We start from the raw sequence: 20,839 nt of genomic DNA on the forward strand, positions 1-20,839 counted from the left end.
TATGGAACTACTTAAAAAAATCCAATCAGAAATTGATCAGTATTCGAATACTATTGAAGACAATTTAAGTCTGCCGGATATTACCATTAAATACGGTCTTAATTCATACAGATACGGATCTTCCAGTTTTTTGGATGATCTTTTTGATCCCATTCAAATAACTCATGAAACGGTTTTTTATGATTTGGGTTCAGGTTACGGAAATATTATTTTATACGGAGCTGTAAAATATCCGGAAGCAAAATTTATAGGAATTGAAATTCTGGAAGAACGAAATCAGGTTTGTATGGATTTAATAGAAAAAGAACAAATACCAAATGTTACCGCAATTACAGGCGATATTTTAAAAACTGATATTTCTGACGGTACTGTTTTTTACCTCTATAATCCTCTTTTTAATTTTCAATACAAAACATTATTAGATAAGCTATATCAGATTTCATTAAACAAAAATATAGTTGTAATCGCTGAGTCCCGATGCAATTTTTTTGATGAAGCCCACTGGTTAGAACAATACCATCTTAAGGATATTGATGTGATTAGAAAAATCAAATATTATCGCTCTAAACCTTGAGATCAGACTAATAAATATCAAAAGGAAAATAAAATAGTAACCAATTTAAAACCCAAAATAATCATGACCAATTTAAGTTCCATCATTCTTCCTGTTCTTCAGGGAATGGAAGAATCACATTTAAAAGATCAATTACTAAAATTCCTGCCTAATCAGGAAGAATCATTTTCAAAAATTGAAAAAAGTTTTAATCAGCTTACTTCGAAAGTACAGGATAAGGAAAGATTACAGCGCTTTTTTCATAGTTGGAGCCAGACCAATAACAGCGCTATGACCGTTGCAGGAATTAGCAACCGTATGACAATGCTGGTTCATAAAAACCAACCCATTGCAGACGAAAAAGCGTTATTGCATTCTATCACAAGTTTAAACAGAATTGTTGATGAAGATTTGGCAGTTGTGGGCAGAATTCTGCATTCGCAAATGTTTTATACCATGGCAACGACTATTTGTGCAGATGATGACTGGCTTTCTCGAAAATATTTAAACCAAAGTGCTTGTGATTTTAAAGCATGGAAAGATCAAAATTCATTACGAAATAAAGATATTATGATCGCATTATTGACCACTTTAATTCATGAAATTTATACACATGGCGAAGTAGAATTGATACTTCCAAAATTTCAATCATGGCTGCTGAACGACTATGGTTTTTCTGAAGAAGAATGTGATAAAACATTGGCGTGGATCAGTGTTCATTGTGGTCCAACAGAAAAAAATCATTTCTTTTTTGCCGTTAGTTCAATATTTCATTATGCCAAAGCAATGAATGTTAATCTCGAAGCGTATGATTTAGAAGTAATTATTAAAGATTATTTGGCTAAAAAATCGGCTGTGATGGAAGATCTTTTAGAAGTTGAAGAATTGAGTTTTTAAAATCCTATTTCAATAAAAATTAGTATCAGAAGAAATTTCCAAGTCATTATGTCTAAAATTAAGTTGCAGCAAAATCAGGCCGAAAAACAAGAAAAATGGAATCAGTTATTTTCAAAATATTTTCAGAAAGAGACAGGATTAAATGGTGATTATTTTGCCAGTTCTTCTGTAATTCTATCTTCAGAATATAGCGAAGAAATGAATCGATTGTGTTCTATTTTGAATAAAGCTTGTACGGCAATTGTTCTGAATTATTTTGAAGACGAAAGGATTCGGAAATACTATCAACTTGATGAAGACCTGGAAACTTTATTAAAAAAAAGTGATAATGCAGCATACAATCAGGGTTTTTATCGCCCTGATTTTTTATATGACAAAAACGATCAGCCCAAAATTTGTGAGATAGGCGCCCGATATCCTTTAAACGGCTGGATGATTAGTTATTATTTGCAATTAATAAAAAATTCAACAACTGCCAATAAAGATAAAACAGAAAATAATTTAGAAAATCTTATTGACGATTTATACAATCAATTTGTTCCTCATCAAAAAATAGCTCTCCTTCATGATGATGAAAAAGGAACAGAGATTTTTTATCTGCAAAAGGAATTGGCAAAACTAAAAATCGAATTAATATCTGCAAAACCTCAGGATTTAATTCTTTCAAATGATTTAATATATGTAAACGGTGAACCGGTTTCGCAATTTATATTAGAAATGGATCGGGAAGAATTAAAAAAAATAAAACCAGAAGTGCTGGATAAGCTTATCAGCGGAAAGTCTTATTTCAATGATATTCGAACTTTAATTTTAATTCACGACAAAAGAGTTTTGGCTGTCATGTACGATGCTCAAATTATGAATGATTATTTAAGCAAAGAAGATTATGATTTTTTGCAAAAGTATCTCATTCCGAGTTTTGTGATTACAGAACCTTTCGGCTGCGACATTTTTATAAATGGCGAAGAGAATTTGATTTTAAAATTAAACAGCAGCGGAAGAGGCATTGGAGCGTATGTTAAAAAGGATTGTACAACTCAGGAATGGGAAAAAATTATTAGAGAAAACTGGAATAAATACCTGATTCAGCATTTTGTTGACCAGCAAGAATTTACCGATGTCGAAAATAATCGTCAGATTCATTTAGTAGGGATGTTATTGTGTAAAAATGATAAAAATTATGGATCCGGTTTATTTCGCGGTTCAGACGAAACGGTGGTAAATGTGCATCAGGGGCGAGCTTTGATTTATCCAATTTTAGACTAATAAATCATGAAACATACAGTTATTATACCGCTTTATAACAAAGAGGAATATATATGGGACACCATTCGTTCGCTGGCTTTTCAGGAAAAAAAAGCATCGCAAATTATTATAATTGATGACTGCAGTACAGATGAAAGCCTATTTTATCTGGAAGATGCAATATCTTTTTTTGCACCGCAATTTTTACTGACGGATATTCAAATTATTGAACTAAAAGAAAATAAAGGTCCCGGTAATGCAAGAAATATTGGGATAGAACTGGCAACCGGAGAACTTATTAGTTTTCTGGACGCAGATGATTGTTATACGTTTTCGTGTTTAAGCGAGGTTGATCTCATTATGCAAAACGAAAATATAGATGTCTTAATACTCGGAATTCTATTATTTCCATCTGAATATTATCTGCCAAAAATTAAATCGTTCGAGTCAGAATTGGTTTCTCTTTCAGATGAATTGTTTTTGATACCCAATATATTGCACACCATTAGTTCGCCGGATTTTATTATGGGAGTTGGCAGCAATGTTATTATTCGCAAAAAATATCTGAAACACATTCGCTATGAGACTAATGTTTCCTTAAATGAGGGCATTGATTTTTGGTATCGTGTTTTAAAAAGTAATAAAAACGCAATGGTTGGATTACTGAATAAAGCGTGTATTGAAGTAAGAGAAGTGAAAGGAAGTTTATCCCGCCAGAATTATACGAATTGGAAACAATTAGAAATTCCGGTTTCTGTAAAACGATATCAAAAAAGTGCTAATCTATACGATCAGCAATTAATGGGAATGTTGTCTCAACGCTGGTTGGAGCACGCAATGGAACGATTGCCTTCGTTGCGGCAAAAAACGTTATTTATTTTACATCATTTCAGGATCTTAATTAGAAACCGCTATTATTTCAAAAGAAGAAATAAATAAAAGAAATCCATTAACTATGTATTCAGCTTGTATTTCTCCAGAAATAGATAATTCAGTATTGCAGGAATATTTTGAATTAGCCAGAAAGAATCCTTTATACATCGAATTTTATAAAGGAAATGATCTGGCAACCGAAGCACTAATGCTCAGCAAAAAAGAGTTGATGCCGATTTTAGATACCAATTTTAAACTTCAGGAAGAAAAAACAGGTGTTTATTTGGTTCGCTCGGGCGGAAGTACGCAAAAGCCTTTGGTTTTTCCGGTTGATATACAGGAAAATCAAAAACAACGTTTTGCATTGGCAGAAGAACTAACCAGAAACAATTTCTTTACTTCTAAAACGATCGCTTTGAATATTTTTGGTTATTCAGATATGTACCGCACAGCCGCCATAATGGATGATATTTTAGAAAAATGCCAGGCCACAACATTAGCGTTAAGTTCACATGCAAGTTATACTGATATGGAACAGGCGGCTCATTATTTTAAACCTGATTTTATAATGGGAACGCCATCAAAATTATTATGTTTTGCACAATTTTTAGAAGCGAACAATAAAAAACTAGCGATAGAAAATTTGTTTTATGCAGGCGAATTTTTAAGGCCAAATGTTCAAAAGCTTTTACAAAAAGTATTCGGTTTTCAGCAAATATATTCGATGTACGGTTCAGCCGAAACCGGAATTTGGGCGTGGTCAGATTTTACTAAAAACCCATCCTTGTTTTCAGTTATTAAAGGTATTATCGTCGAAATTATCAATCCTGATCAGGACGGATATGGTACAATTGCTGTTACGAATACTTTCCGCAAGAGATTTCCGGTTTTTAGATATGCAATTGGCGATTTGGGGAGATGGGTTGAGGTAAATGGAAAATCATTTTTAGAATTAAAATCAAGGGAAACAAAATCTTTTATCGTTTGCGAACAACACTTTGATTTAGACGAATTTCTTTCTGTTACTACTGAAGCAGATGCTTTTCAAATTCAATTATCTACCAATGAAAGTTTTAAGGAAGTTGTTAGGCTTTTAATCGTACAACATATCTCTACAGATAAAAGAGTGGGGTATATTCAGAAAAAATCTTCAGAATTAAAAAAACTACTACACTGCGATAAAAGATTTATGGAAGTAGAAGTTCTGCTAGTCACCGCTTCAGAATTGTACACAGATCCCAATACAACTAAAACCCCAATGTTGTTAGACTTAAGATAAACGATCTTTTTCTGAAAGTTTCATTTTATAAGTTTTCAAAATTTTTCATTCCACATATTATTCGCTTCATGGATAAAAAAACCTGTCTCATGACATTTTTTTATTCATGATTTCATCTGCATTGTAATTTTAATCATGAAAATAAAAATGACAGTAGAAATACATAACTGTGCAGATAATTTTTGAACCAGAAAAATGGGTTTGTTACAAAAACATACTTTGAAAAATAAAATGAAAGTGGAGCAGAAACCACTAAAATAAACGAGGCGGTTTCTGAAAAGCCTTACGAGTAAGAAAAAAACACCAAAAAACTATCACCATGGAAAATTTATTAGAAGGAGCTTATTTAGCAGAAGGCACAATCGGAAATGTTGGAATGCCAGGCGCTCCAATTGCAACATTTAGTTTAGTAGTAGTACCATCACAACATACAGTATCAGGTACAGTAGTTATCACACAGGCTGTAAACGGTCCTGATAGTCATATCGTTGTTTCTGTAAAAGGAAAAATATATGCAACAGGATTTGGACAATTTACTCAGGTAGTTAGTTTACACGGACAATATGTTCAGTCTTTCCCACCTCCGGCACTTGGTGCTTTCTTGGCTGATTTTGATGCTCATTTTGCTATCGATAACGCATGGAACGGAACTGGAGGTTTTTCATATTTCAACCACCAAATTGAAAATGTGCCTGTGGCAACAGCAAAAAAATTACAAGAACAATTGGCATAAAAACCAATTTCTCTGAAAAACAAATCTGATTAAAGGCTCGTCTGTTTAGGCGGCCTTTTTTGTTAAGTATTTTCTTTTAGAAGATCTAAAAAATATCTATTTCATCTACAATTATTCTGTTCCTCAATAATTAATCACCAAAAACAAAATGAAAAGAAAACCTATTATAATTAGTTTATTAGTTGTTTTCATAATAGCAGCGATTGCCTTATTTTTTTTCAATAAGGAAAAAATAATGGAAAAGTTTGGAGTTTCTTCCGGCTATACCGCTTCAGCAACTGATTCATGTGATTGTGAAACCACCTGGTTTCCGCACGAGCAAACCCCGGCACCGTCAGAAGGCGATGGAAGTCCGTTTGATAATGCAAATACAACAAATTGTGATTTTCATCAATGGTCGTGGCAAAAGTTTTTATGGGTTACAAAACCATTGGCAAGTGGAAATCCATTCTTTTTAGATTCTCTGGATTTAGTAAGTCCGCAAATGGAAGATGTTGTACCACAGTTGGGTATGAAACTAACTTTGAGTTCTATCAACCAGGCAGGATCTCACGGCGTTTTGCGTTCTAATCCTAAATTTAATAATGCTGCAGATACGGTATATTATTCCATTCACGTTAATGCGCTGCTAAAAGACAAAGCAGTTACAATGGCGTCGTTAATCAACAGTAAAAAGTTACCTGTTTCTAACTCAGAGACATTTCCTGTTGGGGCTTTAGAATTAAAAGTTTCGTGGATTAATATAGATGCAATTGCAAAAGCGCAGCAGCAAAATTATTTTACAACTAAAGCCGCTGTTCTAAACAGCAACGGACAATATGTCGAAAAAACCATGGCCTTATTAGGCATGCACGTAGTAGGAGTTGTAAAAAATCATCCTGAATTTATCTGGGCAACTTTTGAACATCAGGATATGGCGCCTGTTTACGATAAAAAGAATAATTCGGTAACTTCTGCAAATGAAAAGCTATTTTACGAAAAAGGAACAACTACAGGTTTAGATGGTATAACATGGATTAAAAAAGGAACTTCACCCGTAGTTCCTAATAAAGCATTTATCCTTTATGAATATGGAGTGCCAAGGGATTTAAAAACCGGAAATTTTATGGCGACAAGCCAAAAAGAACCTGATAATTTTAATAACATAGAGAATATCAATAAGTGTGTTGCGGCGAATTTGAAAGATGTTTTTAGAAATTATTTCTACAATGGTTCGATCTGGTTAAATTTTGATGGTGTTTCTCCTGAAAATCAAGTAAAAGCAATTGTTACAAGAGATATTTCAAGTGCGCTTCCTGATTCACTGGCCAGAGGCTCGGTTAATTTGTCAAACATTACGATGGAAACCTACACCCAGGCTTCTCAAAAAGATATACATGCCATCAATAATAGTAATTTGGTAAATTGCCTTTCTTGCCATACATCTGCAAACTTTGATAAAACCAGACCAGGCAAATCTCCTTTGTTTTTAAGTCATTTATTTGGTGATTATTTATTGTTTACCAAACCACCAACAAATGTTAGTGCTAAAAACGCAAATAATTTAAACAACTCAAGAGCAAAACGTATTGAAGAAATTGAAGCATTGAAAATAAAACAGTTTGAAGAATTTATTAATTCAAAAAAATAAAAATATTATTTTGAAGCGTGAAGTTCTTAATAGCAAACAGGATTCATTAATAAACAAAAAATCCGGAGTAATTTTACTTCGGATTTTTTTGTTTATCGTTTATCTTCTTTAGAATAATTTGAAGGTCCATTGATATTAATTGGATTTCCTAAAAAGCGAGGTTCCCGATTTCTTAAAACATCAAAAAAAGATTTGAAAACAGAAAGGTATTCTCTGAAGGTAACATATTTGTAGCCTAAATAATCTCCATTATTGGCAGAATACCCAACAGATTTTATTCCTATTTTTTGTCCAATATAAATGGCGCGGTTTAAATGATATTCCTGAGAAATTAAAGTCGCTTTCTTAATTTTAAAAATATGTTTTGCCCGATACATTGTCGAATAAGTGTCGAAACCTGCATAATCGATGAATATTTTTGTTGTGTCAACGCCATGTGAAAAACAGTAATTTTTCATGACGGTTAGTTCATCATATTCTTCTCGGCCATTATCTCCCGAAAGCAAAATTTTATTGATTCTTTTTGCTTTATACAGTAAAATTCCGGCGTCAAGTCGGTCTTTTAAATATTTGCTTGGCTGATTTCCGTTTATTCCTGCACCAAAAATAATTCCGACATCATTTTTCGGGAATCTTTTAAGTGAATAAGAAATGTGTTTTTTAGTTGAAGATTTCACATATATATTTACAGCTATAATCGAAATTAATCCAAGAATAAAAAGATAAAGAATTGGTTTTAGATATTTTTTCAATGTATATTTTTTGTAAGATTAAGATTAAAAAAAAGGCAAATCTAATGAAATTTAGTTTATCGATTTAATCAAATGTAAATAAAAAACCGAAGTATTGCTACTTCGGTTAATCTAAAATCTGATATCTAAAATTTTTAAAGTAATCCCGCTCTTTTTAATAAAGCTTCCGGTTTTGGTTCCTGACCTCTAAAACGTTTGTATAAAGTCATTGGATGTTCTGTTCCTCCTTTTGAAAGTACATTTTCTTTGAATTTCGTAGCAACCTCAGCATTGAAAATTCCTTTTTCCTGAAAATATTCAAAAGCATCTGCATCGAGAACCTCAGCCCATTTGTAGCTGTAATATCCAGAAGAATATCCGCCTTGAAAAATATGCGAAAAAGCCGTACTCATTGCATTTTCCTTAACATCAGGATACAATTGCGTATTGGCAAATTGTTCTGTTTCAAAAGCTTTTAAATCGGTTATGCTTGTCGGATCTTGCCCGTGCCACGCCATATCTAATAATCCAAAACTCAACTGACGCAAAGTTGCCATTCCTTCCTGAAAACTGGCACTTTCCTTGATTTTCTGAACATATTCAATCGGAATAATTTCTCCGGTCTCATAATGATTGGCAAACAATGCCAAAGCTTCCGGCTCGTAACACCAGTTTTCCATAATCTGGCTTGGTAATTCTACAAAATCCCAAAAAACAGAAGTTCCTGATAAACTCGGATAAGTTGTGTTTGCCAGCATTCCATGTAAACCGTGACCAAATTCGTGAAATAAAGTTGTTACTTCATTAAAAGTCAATAAAGACGGTTTTGTTTCTGTAGGTTTTGTAAAATTACAAACGTTAGAAATATGTGGTCTTTCGTTTACGCCGTCTTTTATGGATTGAGATTTGAATGAAGTCATCCACGCACCGTTTCTTTTTCCTTTTCTTGGGAAGAAATCGGCGTAGAAAATCGAAACCAAATTGTTTTCAGCATCTGTTACTTCATACGTTGTAACTTCTTCATGGTATTTATCGATGTCAAAAACTTCCGTAAAAGTTAATCCGTATAATTTTTGGGCAACAGTAAAAGCGCCGTCTAAAACTTTTTCTAATTGAAAATAAGGCTTTAGTTTTTCATCATCTAAATTAAAAAGCTGTTGTTTTAATTTTTCAGAATAATACGCACCATCCCATTTTTCCAATTGTTCAATTCCATCCAGTTCTTTCGCGAAAGCGGTTAATTCGGCAAATTCTTTTTGAGCTGCAGGTTTTGCTTTTGCCAGTAAATCATTTAAGAAAGAGAAAACTTTTTCAGGGCTTTGCGCCATTCTTTCTTCTAAAACAAAATGTGCGTGTGTTTTGTATCCTAATAAATTGGCTCTTTCAAAACGTAATTTTGCAATTTTCAAAACATTTTGCTGATTGTCAAATTCATTATTCTGAAAAGATCTTGCCCCAAAAGCAATCGCCATTTTTTTACGCAATTCGCGATTATCCGCATAAGTCAAAAACGGAACGTAACTTGGATGATCTAGTGTAAAAATCCAGCCTTCTTTTCCTTTTTCTTTCGCCAATAATCTTGCTGCTTCAATTGTTCCTTCCGGTAATCCGGTCAAATTATTTTCATTTGTCAAATGCAATTCGAAAGCATTGGTTTCTGCCAAAACATTCTCACCAAATTGCAAACTCAATTTTGATAATTCTTTATCGATTTCTCTTAATTGATCTTTTTTGTCTTCCGGTAAATTGGCTCCGTTTCTCGAAAAGCTTTTGTATTTTTTATCCAGAAGCGTTGTTTGTTCCGGAGTTAAATTCAGATTTTCTTTTTGTTCGTAAACGGTTTTTATTTTTGCAAATAAAGCAGCATTTAGCGTAATGTCATTTCCGAATTCTGATAATAAAGGAGAAACTTCCTGAGCGATTTTCTGCATTTCGTCATTCGTTTCTGCCGAATTCAAATTGAAGAAAACACTTGAAAGGCGATCTAAAATATCGCCTGCAAAATCCATTGCGACAACAGTGTTTTCAAAAGTTGGTGCATCTGTATTGTTTACGATAGCATCGATTTCGGCTTTAGCCAAAGTAATTCCTTCGTTGAAAGCCGGAACATAATCTTCGATTTTAATTTGTGAAAAAGGCGCTGTGTTATGTTTGGTATTAAATTTTGAAAGTAAAACGTTCATTATGATGTAATTATTTTTATTAATTGAAGTCAGTATTTTTGAATTCCAAAGATAGCAATTTATAAAAATCTAATCATCTATACAAAATGAATTGGCAGCATAAAATCCTCTTAAATTGTGTTATAGATATGTTATTTATTACTGCATGCGGTTTTAAAAGCGTAAATTGAAAAAATCGATTAGAATTATAAAATGCTGATCATAATTAAAATAAAAAACGATGAACTATCAAATTGCAATAAAGAATATAGATACTGTTAATGAAGTAGAAGGATATTGGTCTGATCAGGATTTTATTCAGTTACTGGGAAAATTCAATTATCCGGATGGCGCAACAGCCGAAAAAAGTAGTTTGCCGGAATTATTAGAAATGGCTATTTCAGATTATGAGCCAAACGAAGCTGCGGTAATAGTGTTGGATTATAAATTGGGAGATCAATTGAGCGAAGGGCAGATTGAGCAAATATCAAATAATATGTTGATCGATAAAGTTTGTGAAGAATATCCGGAAATACACATGCAAGGAATTTTGTTTAATGTAAATCAATTGCTTTTTAAAGCTTACAACGGAAAATTTCCAAATGCAAAAGCGTCGGTTGTTCATTTTTCAATGACTCCAATGGATGGTGAACTAAGAAAATTGACAGCGGAAAATGTCCTGAAATTATTGAACAATGGTTTGTCTGACAGAAATCTTATTAAAAGATTGTTTGAAAATCAAATATCTCAAAACATTCCGTTTCCTGAAGCTGAAGCTATTATATGGGAATTAACAACAGAAGATAATGTAAATTATAATCTGGTTACTTCGGAAAACTGGATAAATAAAGAAGATATAACTGAATATGAGTTTGAGTCTGTTCTGGAGGATATTGAAGAAGAAGCATAATTAAAAAAGACTCTAAAAACACAAAGGCTTCCGTAATGGGAAGCCTTTGTGTTGAAATATCCATATTGTATTTTATCCTACAAGGTTTTCAAAACCTTGTAGGTATTTTTGAAGTTTTAAATTCGATTTCTATAATTAGACCTACAAGGTTTTGAAAACCTTGCAGGAACCGTAACTTCTTATTTCTTTAAACCTTCTGCCGCTTTATTAACAGCTGCTTTCAATTCTTCTTTGTATGAGATAATAGTATCAAGTACTTTTTTATCGTGACTTCCAATAATTTGTGCTGCTAGAATTCCGGCATTTTTTGCTCCGTTTAGTGCAACAGTTGCAACAGGAACGCCACCTGGCATTTGCAGAATAGATAAAACTGAATCCCAGCCATCAATAGAATTGCTTGATTTTACCGGAACTCCAATTACAGGAAGCGGTGACATTGAAGCGACCATTCCTGGTAAATGTGCAGCTCCGCCAGCTCCGGCAATAATTACCGAAATTCCGCGAGTGTGTGCATTTTTACTAAAATCGAATAATTTTTCCGGCGTTCTGTGTGCCGAAACGATATCTACTTCAACTTCAATATTAAATTGTTTTAATATGTCGATGGCATCCTGCATGACTGGCATGTCTGAGATACTTCCCATTATGATGGCTACTTTGCTCATGTGGTTTTTGTTTGTTTCAGGTGAAAACTTTTAATATATTCTTTAATCTTTATTGTGGATTTGGAAGTAAATTCCAGATGTCAATGTCAAATTCTGCATCAATTGCTCTCAAATAAGATATTTGTTTTATGTCATCATCAATTAATACTTTAAAGAAAATTTCTGCAGTTTCTCCGTATAATGAAAGTTCTTTAGTTTTTCTTTGAATGTATTTTTTTCTTTCGTCAGCTAAAATAATATCATCAAGTTTTAATAGTTTTATTAAGTTAGTTGCTTCATCATCATCCAGATTAGAAACTCGATAATCACCGCTATCGTATATTATTCTTTCATTAAAATCAATAGCAGTTGGATATAAGATCGGTTGGTAGTCTTGCCATTTTGAAGATTTTTCTTTATTCCATTGATGTTTAACTAAAAACCAATTTGAGTAAGAATCATCAATAGTTCCTTTAAAATTTGGATTAAAGTGCTCAATGTCTCGCGCATCTGCCCTTCCTAAATATTCTTCTGTATAAACGCAAAAGCCCTTTTGCTCTTTATATAAGATTTTCGAAATTTTTGAATTGTTATTTGAATTTCCTTCGATATAATTTAGGTTTTCTGTAACGATTTCAGAATCATTATCTTTAATAACTTTTCTCATATTAGAAATTATAAGTGTCACCGAGTTTAACGGTTTCTAATAATAATTCTTTTTTTCTTTTAGGGTTTGTTTCGTTAGCAACTTCTTGTTTTAGCCTAATATATTTTTGATAAGCTTCCTCACCATGTTTGTTATAATAATTTACTCCAAAATCATTTTTCAACATATCATTTGGATCATCACCAATTGGAGAACTTCCTCTGCGAACAGCTACTTTTCCATCTTCATCAAAATATAAAATAAATCGCTCCTCTGGTTCAAATGAAGCTGCAACAAATGGTGAATGTGTTGCTACTATAAATTGTGCTTCTGGAGCAAGATTTTGGTAGTTGTCCATTAATTCCATTTGCATGTCTGGAAATAAGGAACGTTCGGGTTCATCAATTAAAATAATTGAATCTTTAGTTTCTAGTTTGAAAAGAGGTAAAAATGATAACAATAGTCCTTTTGTTCCTGTACTTGTATTTTGGATAGGAATTATTTCATCATTTTTTTTATTCTTAATTGGAATAGAATATTCAGTGTCAATAATATCCACTTCTAGGTTCAATTTTTCTAAAATCGGATTGAATTTTTTTGCAAATTCTTCTAATTTATTAGGGTTTTGATTTTGCCACTTTTCAAATTCAGAACTTAGCTTTTTTTGGTTTGCCAAAAGTCCCTTGTGTATTAACTCTGACATTTTTTGATTGAATTTTTTTCTGTATTCTAAAATTTCACTTAAAAGTGATAGCCATATTTTTGTGTCAACTTCATCGTTAAAAATTGTAGAATATGGAATTTGATGAAGAATATTTTCTATTTTAACAGAAGTTTGGTCTTTATATTTTTCAAACAAATCGATAGGATTTTTAGTAAAGACATCGATATTTTTGTCAGATATTAAATTTGCTTTAAAATAAAAAGTATCAATTCGATCTTGATAAGGAATTAATGGAGTAACTGTTCCTCCTTTATTTTCGTATTTATATTTAAGATTTTTAAAAGTAATTTCTTTATTTCTTAATAGAAGAACTTCATCACCAATTAAAAAAGTAATTGCTCCATCTATATTTTTTATAGGATTACCTAATCCAGCCAAATAAGTATTGTCAATTAATTCTATGTCTAAAATATTTGTGGTGTACTCATGAATCAACTCCAATAAACCAGTCTTTCCAGTGGCACTTTGCCCAATAAAACATATCTTGTCTAAAGGTTTTCCTCTTTTTTCTTCAATGTGAAAATCCTCAGGATAAGTAAAATCAAAATCTAGATTTTCTAAATGTCTAAACTGATCGATATGTAATTTTGAAATTTTCATTTATTGAATTTTTACAAAGCTAATTAAAAAATGATTGCTATTATAAACTGTAAACTGTGACAGAGATTGAAAACTAAACACTAATCACCTTAATCGTATTCTTAACTTTTTCGGCAATTTTTCTTGCCTCGGTCATATCTTCATTTACAATGGTAACGTGACCCATTTTTCTGAAAGGTCTTGTTTGTTTTTTGCCGTAAATATGTGGTGTAACACCATTCCAGCCTAAAATAGTTTCGATGTTTTCGTATACAACATCTCCAGAGAAACCTTCGGCACCTACTAAATTGACCATAACTCCGGCCACTTTGCTGTCTGTGTTTCCTAACGGAAGATCAAGAATCGCGCGTAAATGATTTTCGAATTGAGATGTATAACTGGCCTCAATAGAATAATGACCTGAATTGTGCGGGCGGGGAGCTACTTCGTTTACCAGAATTTCATCTTCGTTGGTTTGAAACATTTCTACAGCCAAAAGCCCAACGTGATTAAATTTTTCTGAAACATTCAAAGCAATTGCTCTGGCTTTTTCGGCTACTTTTTCATCAATTCTTGCCGGACAAATTACATATTCTACCTGATTGGCTTCCGGGTGAAATTCCATTTCTACAACCGGATACGTTTTTATTTCTCCGGATGGATTTCGAACTACAATAACGGCCAATTCATTTTTAAACGGAACCATAGTTTCTGCAATGCATTCTACGTTGGGTAAATCATCCAGATCAGAAATCTGGCGAATTACTTTTACGCCATTTCCATCATAACCAAATTCGGTACATTTCCATACAAACGGAATTGTGATTTCGTTATTCCCGATCGATTGTTGAAGATGTTCAGGAGAATCAAATCGTAAAAAAGCTGCGGTTGGGATATTACTTTCGGTATAAAAAGCTTTTTGAATGCCTTTATTCTGAATACCTTTTAATGTTTTTGGAGAAGGATATACTTTTACGCCTTCATTTTCTAATTGTGTTAAAGCTTCAAGATTAACCAATTCAATTTCAAAAGTAAGAACATCAACTTGTTTTCCAAAATTGTAAACCGTTTCATAATCCATCAAATCGCCTTTAAAGAATTTGTTGCAGGCAATTTTACTCGGCGCTTCGTCGCTCGGATCTAAAACATAAGTTTGTATATCAAATTTTCTGGTGTCAGACAATAACATTTTACCCAATTGTCCGCCGCCTAATATTCCTAATTTAAAATCAGAAGAAAAATAATTCATTTTGTAGTGTGTTTGTGCAAAGATAATTGATAAAATAGAAAAGCCAATTTATTGTGTATGGAATTGCTGTTTTTTAAAATTTCAAAAGCAAAAAATAATTTGTTAAAATAATGTATTTTTTTTAAAGAAGTGGTTTAAATATTTTGTTTTATATGCCTGAATTCCTTAGGTTTGACCTGATTTTCAACCATTATCCATTTCGTAATATAATGACCACAAATAATTGGGCGAACCATATTCAGAAATATCTTTTTTTATTAAAAGATGATTTTTTTGAATTGCCTTATCTGTCTAATTCGCCTCAGGTAATGTTAGACAGCCTTATCAAATTGCCTATTGTTAAACATACACCTGCCAAACAGCTAATTGTTACAGATAATGCTTTTTGGAAAGGTACAATGCGTTACCGCACCATCGAAGACGGTTTCTGGATTCTGGAAACCAACCTTACGATGAACGAAAATATTCTTGCCAAAGCAACTTATACGCAAGATCATATTAAAGATTACTATATTTTGTCTTTTTCGGTTTTTGAGTATCGATTTCCAGTTCCCGGTTCAGAGGATATAGTCCTGCTAAGTACATGCTGGACATTTTACAAACCCGATACTGAAGTGGCTACTTATTTTTATAAAGGCACAAAAGGCAAGTTTTTTAATATTGCCATGAATAAGGAGTGGGTTGACAAGCATATAAAATCTGATAAATTTTGCGAAAAAGGAATTCTTGAAAATTTCTTCAACGGACAAAAGGGATTTTATACCTGGTTGGATATTGCTCCAAAAGCACATTCAATATCCAAAAAACTTTCAAATATTTTACAAGACGAAGTTAATATTCATGAAAACACGCCTGAATTGCGCAAACATTGTACGAAGTTAATTACCGAGTTTTTTAGCAATGCTTTTGAAGACAGCAGGATTGAAGATAATATTTCGTTGTGCAATCTGGACTATTTTAATGTGGCCAAAGCCGAAAAAATGATTCTGCACAATTTACAATCGGCTTTTTTGGGAATTGATAAAATTGCTTTTGAAGTCAACACATCGCCAACAAAATTAAAAGCCAATTTTAAAACCGTTTTTGGATTTTCGATGTTGCAATATCATAAAGAAAAAAATATGCTTTTGGCGAAACAATTGCTTCAAAATTCACAAATCGAAATTCAGATAATTGCGATAATTACAGGTTTTGAAAGCGCAAGTAAATTTACAGCGGCATTTAAAAAACGTTTTAAGGAATTGCCTTCTGTTTTTAGGGAAAATTAAAATTTGAGTTAGAAATATGAACGTAGGAAGATGGGTTAAATTTATAAAAGACAACATTAACTTTTATAGAGATGGTTTTTTTGAGTTGCCTTATTTGTCTAATTCGCCTCAGGTAATTATAAAAAGTATTGTCAATTCGCCATCGGTAAAACATGTTGAGGAAGAGCAGGCTGTATACAGAAATAATCCTTTTTCTAAAGGCGTTATGCGATACCGCGAAATTGAAGAAGGTTTGTGGGTTATTGTAACGAGTATTACTTTTAAGAAAAACGTAATGCTGAAAGCGATTTATGATGAAGATTATCCTATTGATTATTATACACTAACATTTTCGGTTTTTGAGAGTGAAGTAAAACTACAAAACACATTTGCAGATAAAACGCCTTTTTCGAGCAAATATTGGGGATTCAAAAAACCAGGAACGCCAGTTGGGGCCTATTTTTATAAAGGTTCTGAATGTGAATTTAATTTGTTTGCGTTTAGTAAAGACTGGGCCGAACGTAATTTTTCTTTTGCAACACTTTCTGAAGATAATCATATTAAAAAATTCCTGAATTCAGATAACGGATTTATTACCTACCAAAACATTGTTCCGAATGCAGAGCAATTGTCTAAAGAAATTTTGGTTATTTTAGAAAACAATAAACAAGATATTTTAAGCAAAGCACTTTTAAAAACCCAGGCTTTTCAGCTGATTTCTACATTTTTTAAGAATGCTTTTTTAGATCAGAGAATTGGAAATTATACCCTTCAGGAAACTCCTGATTACAGAAAAATAGCAAAAGCCGAAAAAATGCTTTTGGAGACCATAGCAAATCCTTTTTTGGGTGTAGAATATATAGCAGAAAAAGTCGGTATGTCGCCTACAAAACTCAAGTTAACTTTTAAATTGGTTCACGGTGTTTCGATGATGCAATTTCATAAAGAGAAGAAATTACTTCTTGCTATGCAGATGATTCAAAATACCGATATGCAGATAAAAAATATTGCTTTGGCAACGGGTTATAAAAGTTCCAGCAAGTTTACGGCAAATTTCAAAAAGCGTTTTGGAAAAATGCCTTCAGAAATAAGGCTTTAAGCGCTGTAAAATTCTTTCTTTTTCGTGTTTTTTCTTTTACAATGAATACTTTTTTTATAATTTATTTTATTTCTATTTAAGTTTTATTTAACTGATTTTCAGTATTTTAGTTTTTGTAAAGAAATCCAATACTTACAGCTGTTTTTTCTGAAATTGAGTTGGTCGTTTCGGGCTATTGATGTGTCCGAATGGGCTATTTAAGCGATTTTATTTCAATATATTTTTGTTAGATAATTATAACCAAACCAATATGATAATAAAATTACGCTACTCTGCGAACAAGCCTCGCAACTTTCAAAAAACTTCTTATTTCGACTTTGCATATTAAATGATGCAAACTGTTATTTCAGGCAGTTTTAAAATTTTCCTTTTATAAATAATTTGTCTTCAAGACAAGTAAAATTCCATTGTTCTTAGCAATTGGAACAGGCAATTTATTGTTGTTTTCGAAATAAAATAAAAGATTCACAATCAACTCAAAAAAAAACCAAAATCATATTAGAATATGAAAAAACAAATTTTATTAATTATAATAGTCACATTAGTGCAGACGTTTACATCGTTTGCACAGACTCAGGTTTATAGTGTTGGCGTAGGAGACGTAACTGGGAATTCGTGTGGACCTGGAAACATAAGATATACTAATCCGGGAAGCTCTTTTCAAGTAAGATGGACCTCAACAGGTACAGGTAGACCTGTAAGTGTTAGTGTAAGTTTAAATTATGCGGTAAATTGTGCTGCTGTTCCCACAAATGATAAGGTAAGATTTAATAATTCGTATCAGGAAGCACAGCCTACACCAGGTCCTTATAGTTGTAGTTGCTCTCCTTCTGTAGCATCTCCTACTACATGGAACCTAAATCCTTCAGATTATAATGTTGGGGGACTAAATGTTTTAGATATTGAGGGTATGGCATCTTCTGAAGGTATCAATCTTCTTCCGGGATATTCGGGTGTTTATGCCATAATAACAGTTAATTATGCAGCGGCAACAGCAGATCAGGAAATAAACATTCAAGGTAATACAACTTCTATTGTAAATGGAGATAGCACACCAAAAGCTGTTGATAATACAGAATATGGATTTATTACTACAGGCAGTACGGTAGATAATAATTTTACAATTAAGAATCAGGGAGTAAATGATTTGAATTTGGCAAGTACACCGATTACCATTAGCGGCAGCAGTAATTTTTCTATTTTGTCGCAGCCAGCTTCGAATATTATTGCTGGTGGTACTTCACAAACATTTACTGTACGATTTGTCTCTAATACCTCAAGTTGTGGAGGCGGAGATCAAAATGCAGTTGTTAGTATCGCAAGCGATGATGCAGATGAAAATCCTTATACTTTTACAGTACATGCAACAGAGGCTGTAGATACTACAAATCCCGTTGCAATTGCAAAAAACATTTCAGTTCAATTAGATGCAACTGGAAATGTAACGGTAAATGCTGAAGATTTAAATGATAGCAGTACTGACAATTGCGGTATTAGCAATTATAAAATTGCTTCGGGAACTTCGGGAACAGTTTGTAATACGGTTAACGAAGGAAGCGTTTTATCACTTACTGCACCATCGGGTGTTTTTACAAATGTAGTATTTGCAAGTTATGGAAATCCTACAGGAAGCTGTGGTAATTATAGTATGGGCTGGTGTAATGCTTCTAATAGTGTAAGTACAGTTTCTGGTTTTTTACTTGGACAAAGCACCGCTAATATTACGGCAGATAATAATAATTTTGGAGATCCTTGTAATGGAACACAAAAAAGATTAGCTGTTGAAGCTGCTTACGGACCTTCAAGTTCGTCTGCAACAGGTTCAATAACTTATTCTTGTGCCGATCTTGGTAATCATGATGTTGTTTTATATGTTACAGATAATAATGGAAATGTTTCTTCTGTAAATGCAACTATAACAGTTGAAGATACAGCTCTGCCAACTATTACATGTGCCACTATTGCCTCTTCTTATAATAATGATGCAGGTGTTTGTAGTTATACAGTATCAGACACAAGTTTAGACCCTGTTGCAGCAGACAATTGTTCTGTAACAGTTTTAAATGATTTTAATAATTCAGCTACATTAAACGGAGCAATTTTTCCTCTTGGAACAACAACTGTAATCTGGACAGCAACTGATGCTGCCAGAAATACTGCAACTTGTACGTATGATATTGTTGTAGTTGATGCAGAAAAACCAACTATTACGTGCGCTGTTCCTGCGGCTTCTTATAATAATGACCTAGGTGTTTGTAGTTTTACAGTAGTAGACAATAGTTTAGATCCTGTTGCTGCAGATAATTGTAGTACAGTATCAGTTTTAAATAATTTTAATAATTCAGCTACACTAAACGGAGCAATATTTCCGGTTGGAACAACAAATGTAATCTGGACAGTAACAGATGCTGCCGGAAATACGGAGACTTGTAATTATGATGTTGCTGTAGTTGATGCTGAGGCACCAATTGTTTCAACAAAAAACATCACAGTTCAACTTGATGTAACAGGAAATGCTACAATAACAGGAAATGATGTTGATAATGGATCGGCAGATGTTTGTAATGGAACATTAACGTATTCAGTTTCACCAAATACTTTTAATTGTACAAATGTTGGAGCCAATACAGTGACTTTAACCGTTACAGATGCCAGCGGAAATTTTGATACAGCAACTGCAACAGTAACAATCGAAGATAAAACAGCGCCAATTGTTTTAACAAAAAACATCACAATTCAATTTGATACTTTAGGAAATGCTTCAATCGCAGCGGCAGATGTTGATAATGGTTCAATAACCGTTTGTGGCGGATCGCTAACTTTAGCAGTTTCTCCTTCATCATTTACTTGTGCCAACGCCGGAGCCAATACAGTAACACTTACTGCAACTGGTACAAATGGAGAAATTTCTTCAGAAACGGCAATAGTAACCGTACTTGAAAACATTGCACCAATAGTTCAGACTCAGGATATAACGGTTGAACTTGATGAGGCAGGAAATGTTTTGGTTACTGCAAACCAGGTTAACAATGGAAGTTCTGACAATTGTGGTATCGGTACCATGACTCTTAGTAAAACTTCTTTTGATTGTACCAATGTTGGAGCCAATACAGTTGTTTTAACAGTAGTAGATAAAAGTGGAAACACAGCAACTGCAACTGCGAAAGTGACTGTTGTAAACAAATTTGGAGATAATGACAATGACGGAATTTTAGACAATTGCGATCCTGATGATGACAATGACGGAATTTTAGACGCAAAAGACAATTGCCCAATTACAGCAAATCCATATCAGGAAGATCGTAACAATAATGGTATTGGAGATACTTGCGATAAAGATCAAATGAATATTTCTGAAGCCTTTACTCCAAACGGAGATGGTATAAACGATACGTGGGTTATTTCTAATATAGAAAATCATCCTGCGTCTGTAGTTCGTGTTTTCAATCGTTGGGGAGCAGAAGTATTTACTTCAAGAAATTACCAAAATAATTGGGACGGACAAGCAAAAGGTCAGTCAAGCACTTTACCTGCAGCAAGTTCTTATTACTATCAAATCGATTTAGATGGTAACGGAACAATTGACAGACAAGGTTGGATATACATAAACAGGTAATTGTAAAAATTAAAATTTTAGA

The 20,839-nt window shown here is 33.0% G+C and carries 17 protein-coding genes; 11 read left to right on the forward strand and 6 right to left on the reverse strand.

Annotated elements, in window-relative coordinates; translation table 11 throughout:
- The first annotated feature begins 1 nt into the window (after nucleotide 1).
- From BUE22_RS14240 to BUE22_RS14270, 7 genes are all read left to right on the forward strand, one after another.
- The gene (locus tag BUE22_RS14240; RefSeq protein WP_073395703.1) at nucleotides 2–574 is read left to right on the forward strand and encodes a class I SAM-dependent methyltransferase; all 573 of its coding nucleotides are present in this window, start codon (nucleotides 2–4) and stop codon (nucleotides 572–574) included.
- Nucleotides 575–637: 63 nt separating this feature from the next.
- Entirely contained in the window at nucleotides 638–1,450 is an 813-nt protein-coding gene (locus BUE22_RS14245; RefSeq protein WP_073395704.1) for a hypothetical protein, read from the forward strand.
- A gap of 48 nt (nucleotides 1,451–1,498) precedes the next feature.
- On the forward strand, nucleotides 1,499–2,716 hold the full coding sequence (locus BUE22_RS14250) for a hypothetical protein (RefSeq protein ID WP_073395706.1): 1,218 nt from the start codon (nucleotides 1,499–1,501) through the stop codon (nucleotides 2,714–2,716).
- A 6-nt stretch (nucleotides 2,717–2,722) separates the two neighbouring features.
- A complete protein-coding gene (locus BUE22_RS14255) occupies nucleotides 2,723–3,634 on the forward strand; it encodes a glycosyltransferase family 2 protein (RefSeq protein ID WP_073395709.1) in 912 nt (303 codons plus the stop codon).
- A gap of 16 nt (nucleotides 3,635–3,650) precedes the next feature.
- Complete coding sequence (locus BUE22_RS14260; RefSeq protein ID WP_073395711.1) at nucleotides 3,651–4,847, forward strand: phenylacetate--CoA ligase family protein; 1,197 nt, start codon at nucleotides 3,651–3,653, stop codon at nucleotides 4,845–4,847.
- Between the two features lie 319 nt (nucleotides 4,848–5,166).
- Nucleotides 5,167–5,580: a DUF1842 domain-containing protein gene (locus tag BUE22_RS14265; RefSeq protein WP_073395713.1), complete on the forward strand. Its 414-nt coding sequence runs from the start codon at nucleotides 5,167–5,169 to the stop codon at nucleotides 5,578–5,580.
- Nucleotides 5,581–5,728: 148 nt separating this feature from the next.
- Nucleotides 5,729–7,210, forward strand: coding sequence for a hypothetical protein (locus BUE22_RS14270; RefSeq protein WP_073395716.1), 1,482 nt, complete (start codon nucleotides 5,729–5,731; stop codon nucleotides 7,208–7,210).
- Between the two features lie 92 nt (nucleotides 7,211–7,302).
- Here the strand turns inward: BUE22_RS14270 and BUE22_RS14275 are convergent, their stop codons facing one another.
- Together BUE22_RS14275 and BUE22_RS14280 are read right to left on the reverse strand one after the other, a co-directional pair.
- A complete protein-coding gene (locus tag BUE22_RS14275) occupies nucleotides 7,303–7,962 on the reverse strand; it encodes a SanA/YdcF family protein (RefSeq protein WP_073395718.1) in 660 nt (219 codons plus the stop codon).
- Between the two features lie 134 nt (nucleotides 7,963–8,096).
- Nucleotides 8,097–10,124, reverse strand: coding sequence for a M3 family metallopeptidase (locus BUE22_RS14280; RefSeq protein WP_073395721.1), 2,028 nt, complete (start codon nucleotides 10,122–10,124; stop codon nucleotides 8,097–8,099).
- A gap of 220 nt (nucleotides 10,125–10,344) precedes the next feature.
- Between BUE22_RS14280 and BUE22_RS14285 the strand changes: the two genes are divergently transcribed.
- On the forward strand, nucleotides 10,345–11,013 hold the full coding sequence (locus tag BUE22_RS14285; protein WP_073395722.1) for a hypothetical protein: 669 nt from the start codon (nucleotides 10,345–10,347) through the stop codon (nucleotides 11,011–11,013).
- Between the two features lie 179 nt (nucleotides 11,014–11,192).
- Here the strand turns inward: BUE22_RS14285 and purE are convergent, their stop codons facing one another.
- The 4 genes from purE to BUE22_RS14305 form a co-directional block, all read right to left on the reverse strand.
- The gene (gene purE, locus BUE22_RS14290; RefSeq protein WP_007803541.1) at nucleotides 11,193–11,678 is read right to left on the reverse strand and encodes a 5-(carboxyamino)imidazole ribonucleotide mutase; all 486 of its coding nucleotides are present in this window, start codon (nucleotides 11,676–11,678) and stop codon (nucleotides 11,193–11,195) included.
- A gap of 49 nt (nucleotides 11,679–11,727) precedes the next feature.
- Nucleotides 11,728–12,324, reverse strand: coding sequence for an HNH endonuclease domain-containing protein (locus BUE22_RS14295; RefSeq protein WP_073395724.1), 597 nt, complete (start codon nucleotides 12,322–12,324; stop codon nucleotides 11,728–11,730).
- 1 nt (nucleotide 12,325) lies between these two features.
- Nucleotides 12,326–13,627: an AAA family ATPase gene (locus BUE22_RS14300; protein WP_073395725.1), complete on the reverse strand. Its 1,302-nt coding sequence runs from the start codon at nucleotides 13,625–13,627 to the stop codon at nucleotides 12,326–12,328.
- Between the two features lie 73 nt (nucleotides 13,628–13,700).
- Nucleotides 13,701–14,855 carry a 5-(carboxyamino)imidazole ribonucleotide synthase gene (locus tag BUE22_RS14305; protein WP_073395729.1) on the reverse strand — a complete coding sequence of 385 codons (1,155 nt, stop codon included), beginning with the start codon at nucleotides 14,853–14,855 and terminating at the stop codon, nucleotides 13,701–13,703.
- A 152-nt stretch (nucleotides 14,856–15,007) separates the two neighbouring features.
- Here BUE22_RS14305 and BUE22_RS14310 point away from each other — a divergent pair, with 152 nt between their 5' ends.
- The 3 genes from BUE22_RS14310 to BUE22_RS14320 all read left to right on the forward strand — a co-directional run bounded on the left by BUE22_RS14310 (nucleotide 15,008) and on the right by BUE22_RS14320 (nucleotide 20,817).
- Nucleotides 15,008–16,123, forward strand: a complete 1,116-nt coding sequence (locus BUE22_RS14310; RefSeq protein ID WP_084540263.1) for a helix-turn-helix domain-containing protein — start codon at nucleotides 15,008–15,010, stop codon at nucleotides 16,121–16,123.
- A 16-nt stretch (nucleotides 16,124–16,139) separates the two neighbouring features.
- A complete protein-coding gene (locus BUE22_RS14315) occupies nucleotides 16,140–17,201 on the forward strand; it encodes a helix-turn-helix domain-containing protein (protein ID WP_073395732.1) in 1,062 nt (353 codons plus the stop codon).
- A gap of 505 nt (nucleotides 17,202–17,706) precedes the next feature.
- Nucleotides 17,707–20,817, forward strand: a complete 3,111-nt coding sequence (locus tag BUE22_RS14320; protein WP_073395734.1) for a T9SS type B sorting domain-containing protein — start codon at nucleotides 17,707–17,709, stop codon at nucleotides 20,815–20,817.
- The last annotated feature ends 22 nt before the right edge of the window (nucleotides 20,818–20,839 follow it).

The sequence above is a fragment of the Flavobacterium pectinovorum genome, assembly GCF_900142715.1.
Lineage (GTDB): Bacteria > Bacteroidota > Bacteroidia > Flavobacteriales > Flavobacteriaceae > Flavobacterium > Flavobacterium pectinovorum.

Bases quoted from the DNA above. Each gene is read 5' to 3' on its own strand.
- BUE22_RS14255 (WP_073395709.1), top strand. From the start codon at position 2,723: ATGAAACATACAGTTATTATACCGCTTTATAACAAAGAGGAATATATA.
- BUE22_RS14280 (WP_073395721.1), bottom strand. From the start codon at position 10,124: ATGAACGTTTTACTTTCAAAATTTAATACCAAACATAACACAGCGCCT.
- BUE22_RS14285 (WP_073395722.1), top strand. From the start codon at position 10,345: ATGAACTATCAAATTGCAATAAAGAATATAGATACTGTTAATGAAGTA.
- BUE22_RS14260 (WP_073395711.1), top strand. From the start codon at position 3,651: ATGTATTCAGCTTGTATTTCTCCAGAAATAGATAATTCAGTATTGCAG.
- BUE22_RS14295 (WP_073395724.1), bottom strand. From the start codon at position 12,324: ATGAGAAAAGTTATTAAAGATAATGATTCTGAAATCGTTACAGAAAAC.
- BUE22_RS14315 (WP_073395732.1), top strand. From the start codon at position 16,140: ATGAACGTAGGAAGATGGGTTAAATTTATAAAAGACAACATTAACTTT.
- BUE22_RS14305 (WP_073395729.1), bottom strand. From the start codon at position 14,855: ATGAATTATTTTTCTTCTGATTTTAAATTAGGAATATTAGGCGGCGGA.
- BUE22_RS14240 (WP_073395703.1), top strand. From the start codon at position 2: ATGGAACTACTTAAAAAAATCCAATCAGAAATTGATCAGTATTCGAAT.
- BUE22_RS14300 (WP_073395725.1), bottom strand. From the start codon at position 13,627: ATGAAAATTTCAAAATTACATATCGATCAGTTTAGACATTTAGAAAAT.
- BUE22_RS14310 (WP_084540263.1), top strand. From the start codon at position 15,008: ATGCCTGAATTCCTTAGGTTTGACCTGATTTTCAACCATTATCCATTT.
- purE (WP_007803541.1), bottom strand. From the start codon at position 11,678: ATGAGCAAAGTAGCCATCATAATGGGAAGTATCTCAGACATGCCAGTC.
- BUE22_RS14250 (WP_073395706.1), top strand. From the start codon at position 1,499: ATGTCTAAAATTAAGTTGCAGCAAAATCAGGCCGAAAAACAAGAAAAA.
- BUE22_RS14245 (WP_073395704.1), top strand. From the start codon at position 638: ATGACCAATTTAAGTTCCATCATTCTTCCTGTTCTTCAGGGAATGGAA.
- BUE22_RS14270 (WP_073395716.1), top strand. From the start codon at position 5,729: ATGAAAAGAAAACCTATTATAATTAGTTTATTAGTTGTTTTCATAATA.
- BUE22_RS14320 (WP_073395734.1), top strand. From the start codon at position 17,707: ATGAAAAAACAAATTTTATTAATTATAATAGTCACATTAGTGCAGACG.
- BUE22_RS14265 (WP_073395713.1), top strand. From the start codon at position 5,167: ATGGAAAATTTATTAGAAGGAGCTTATTTAGCAGAAGGCACAATCGGA.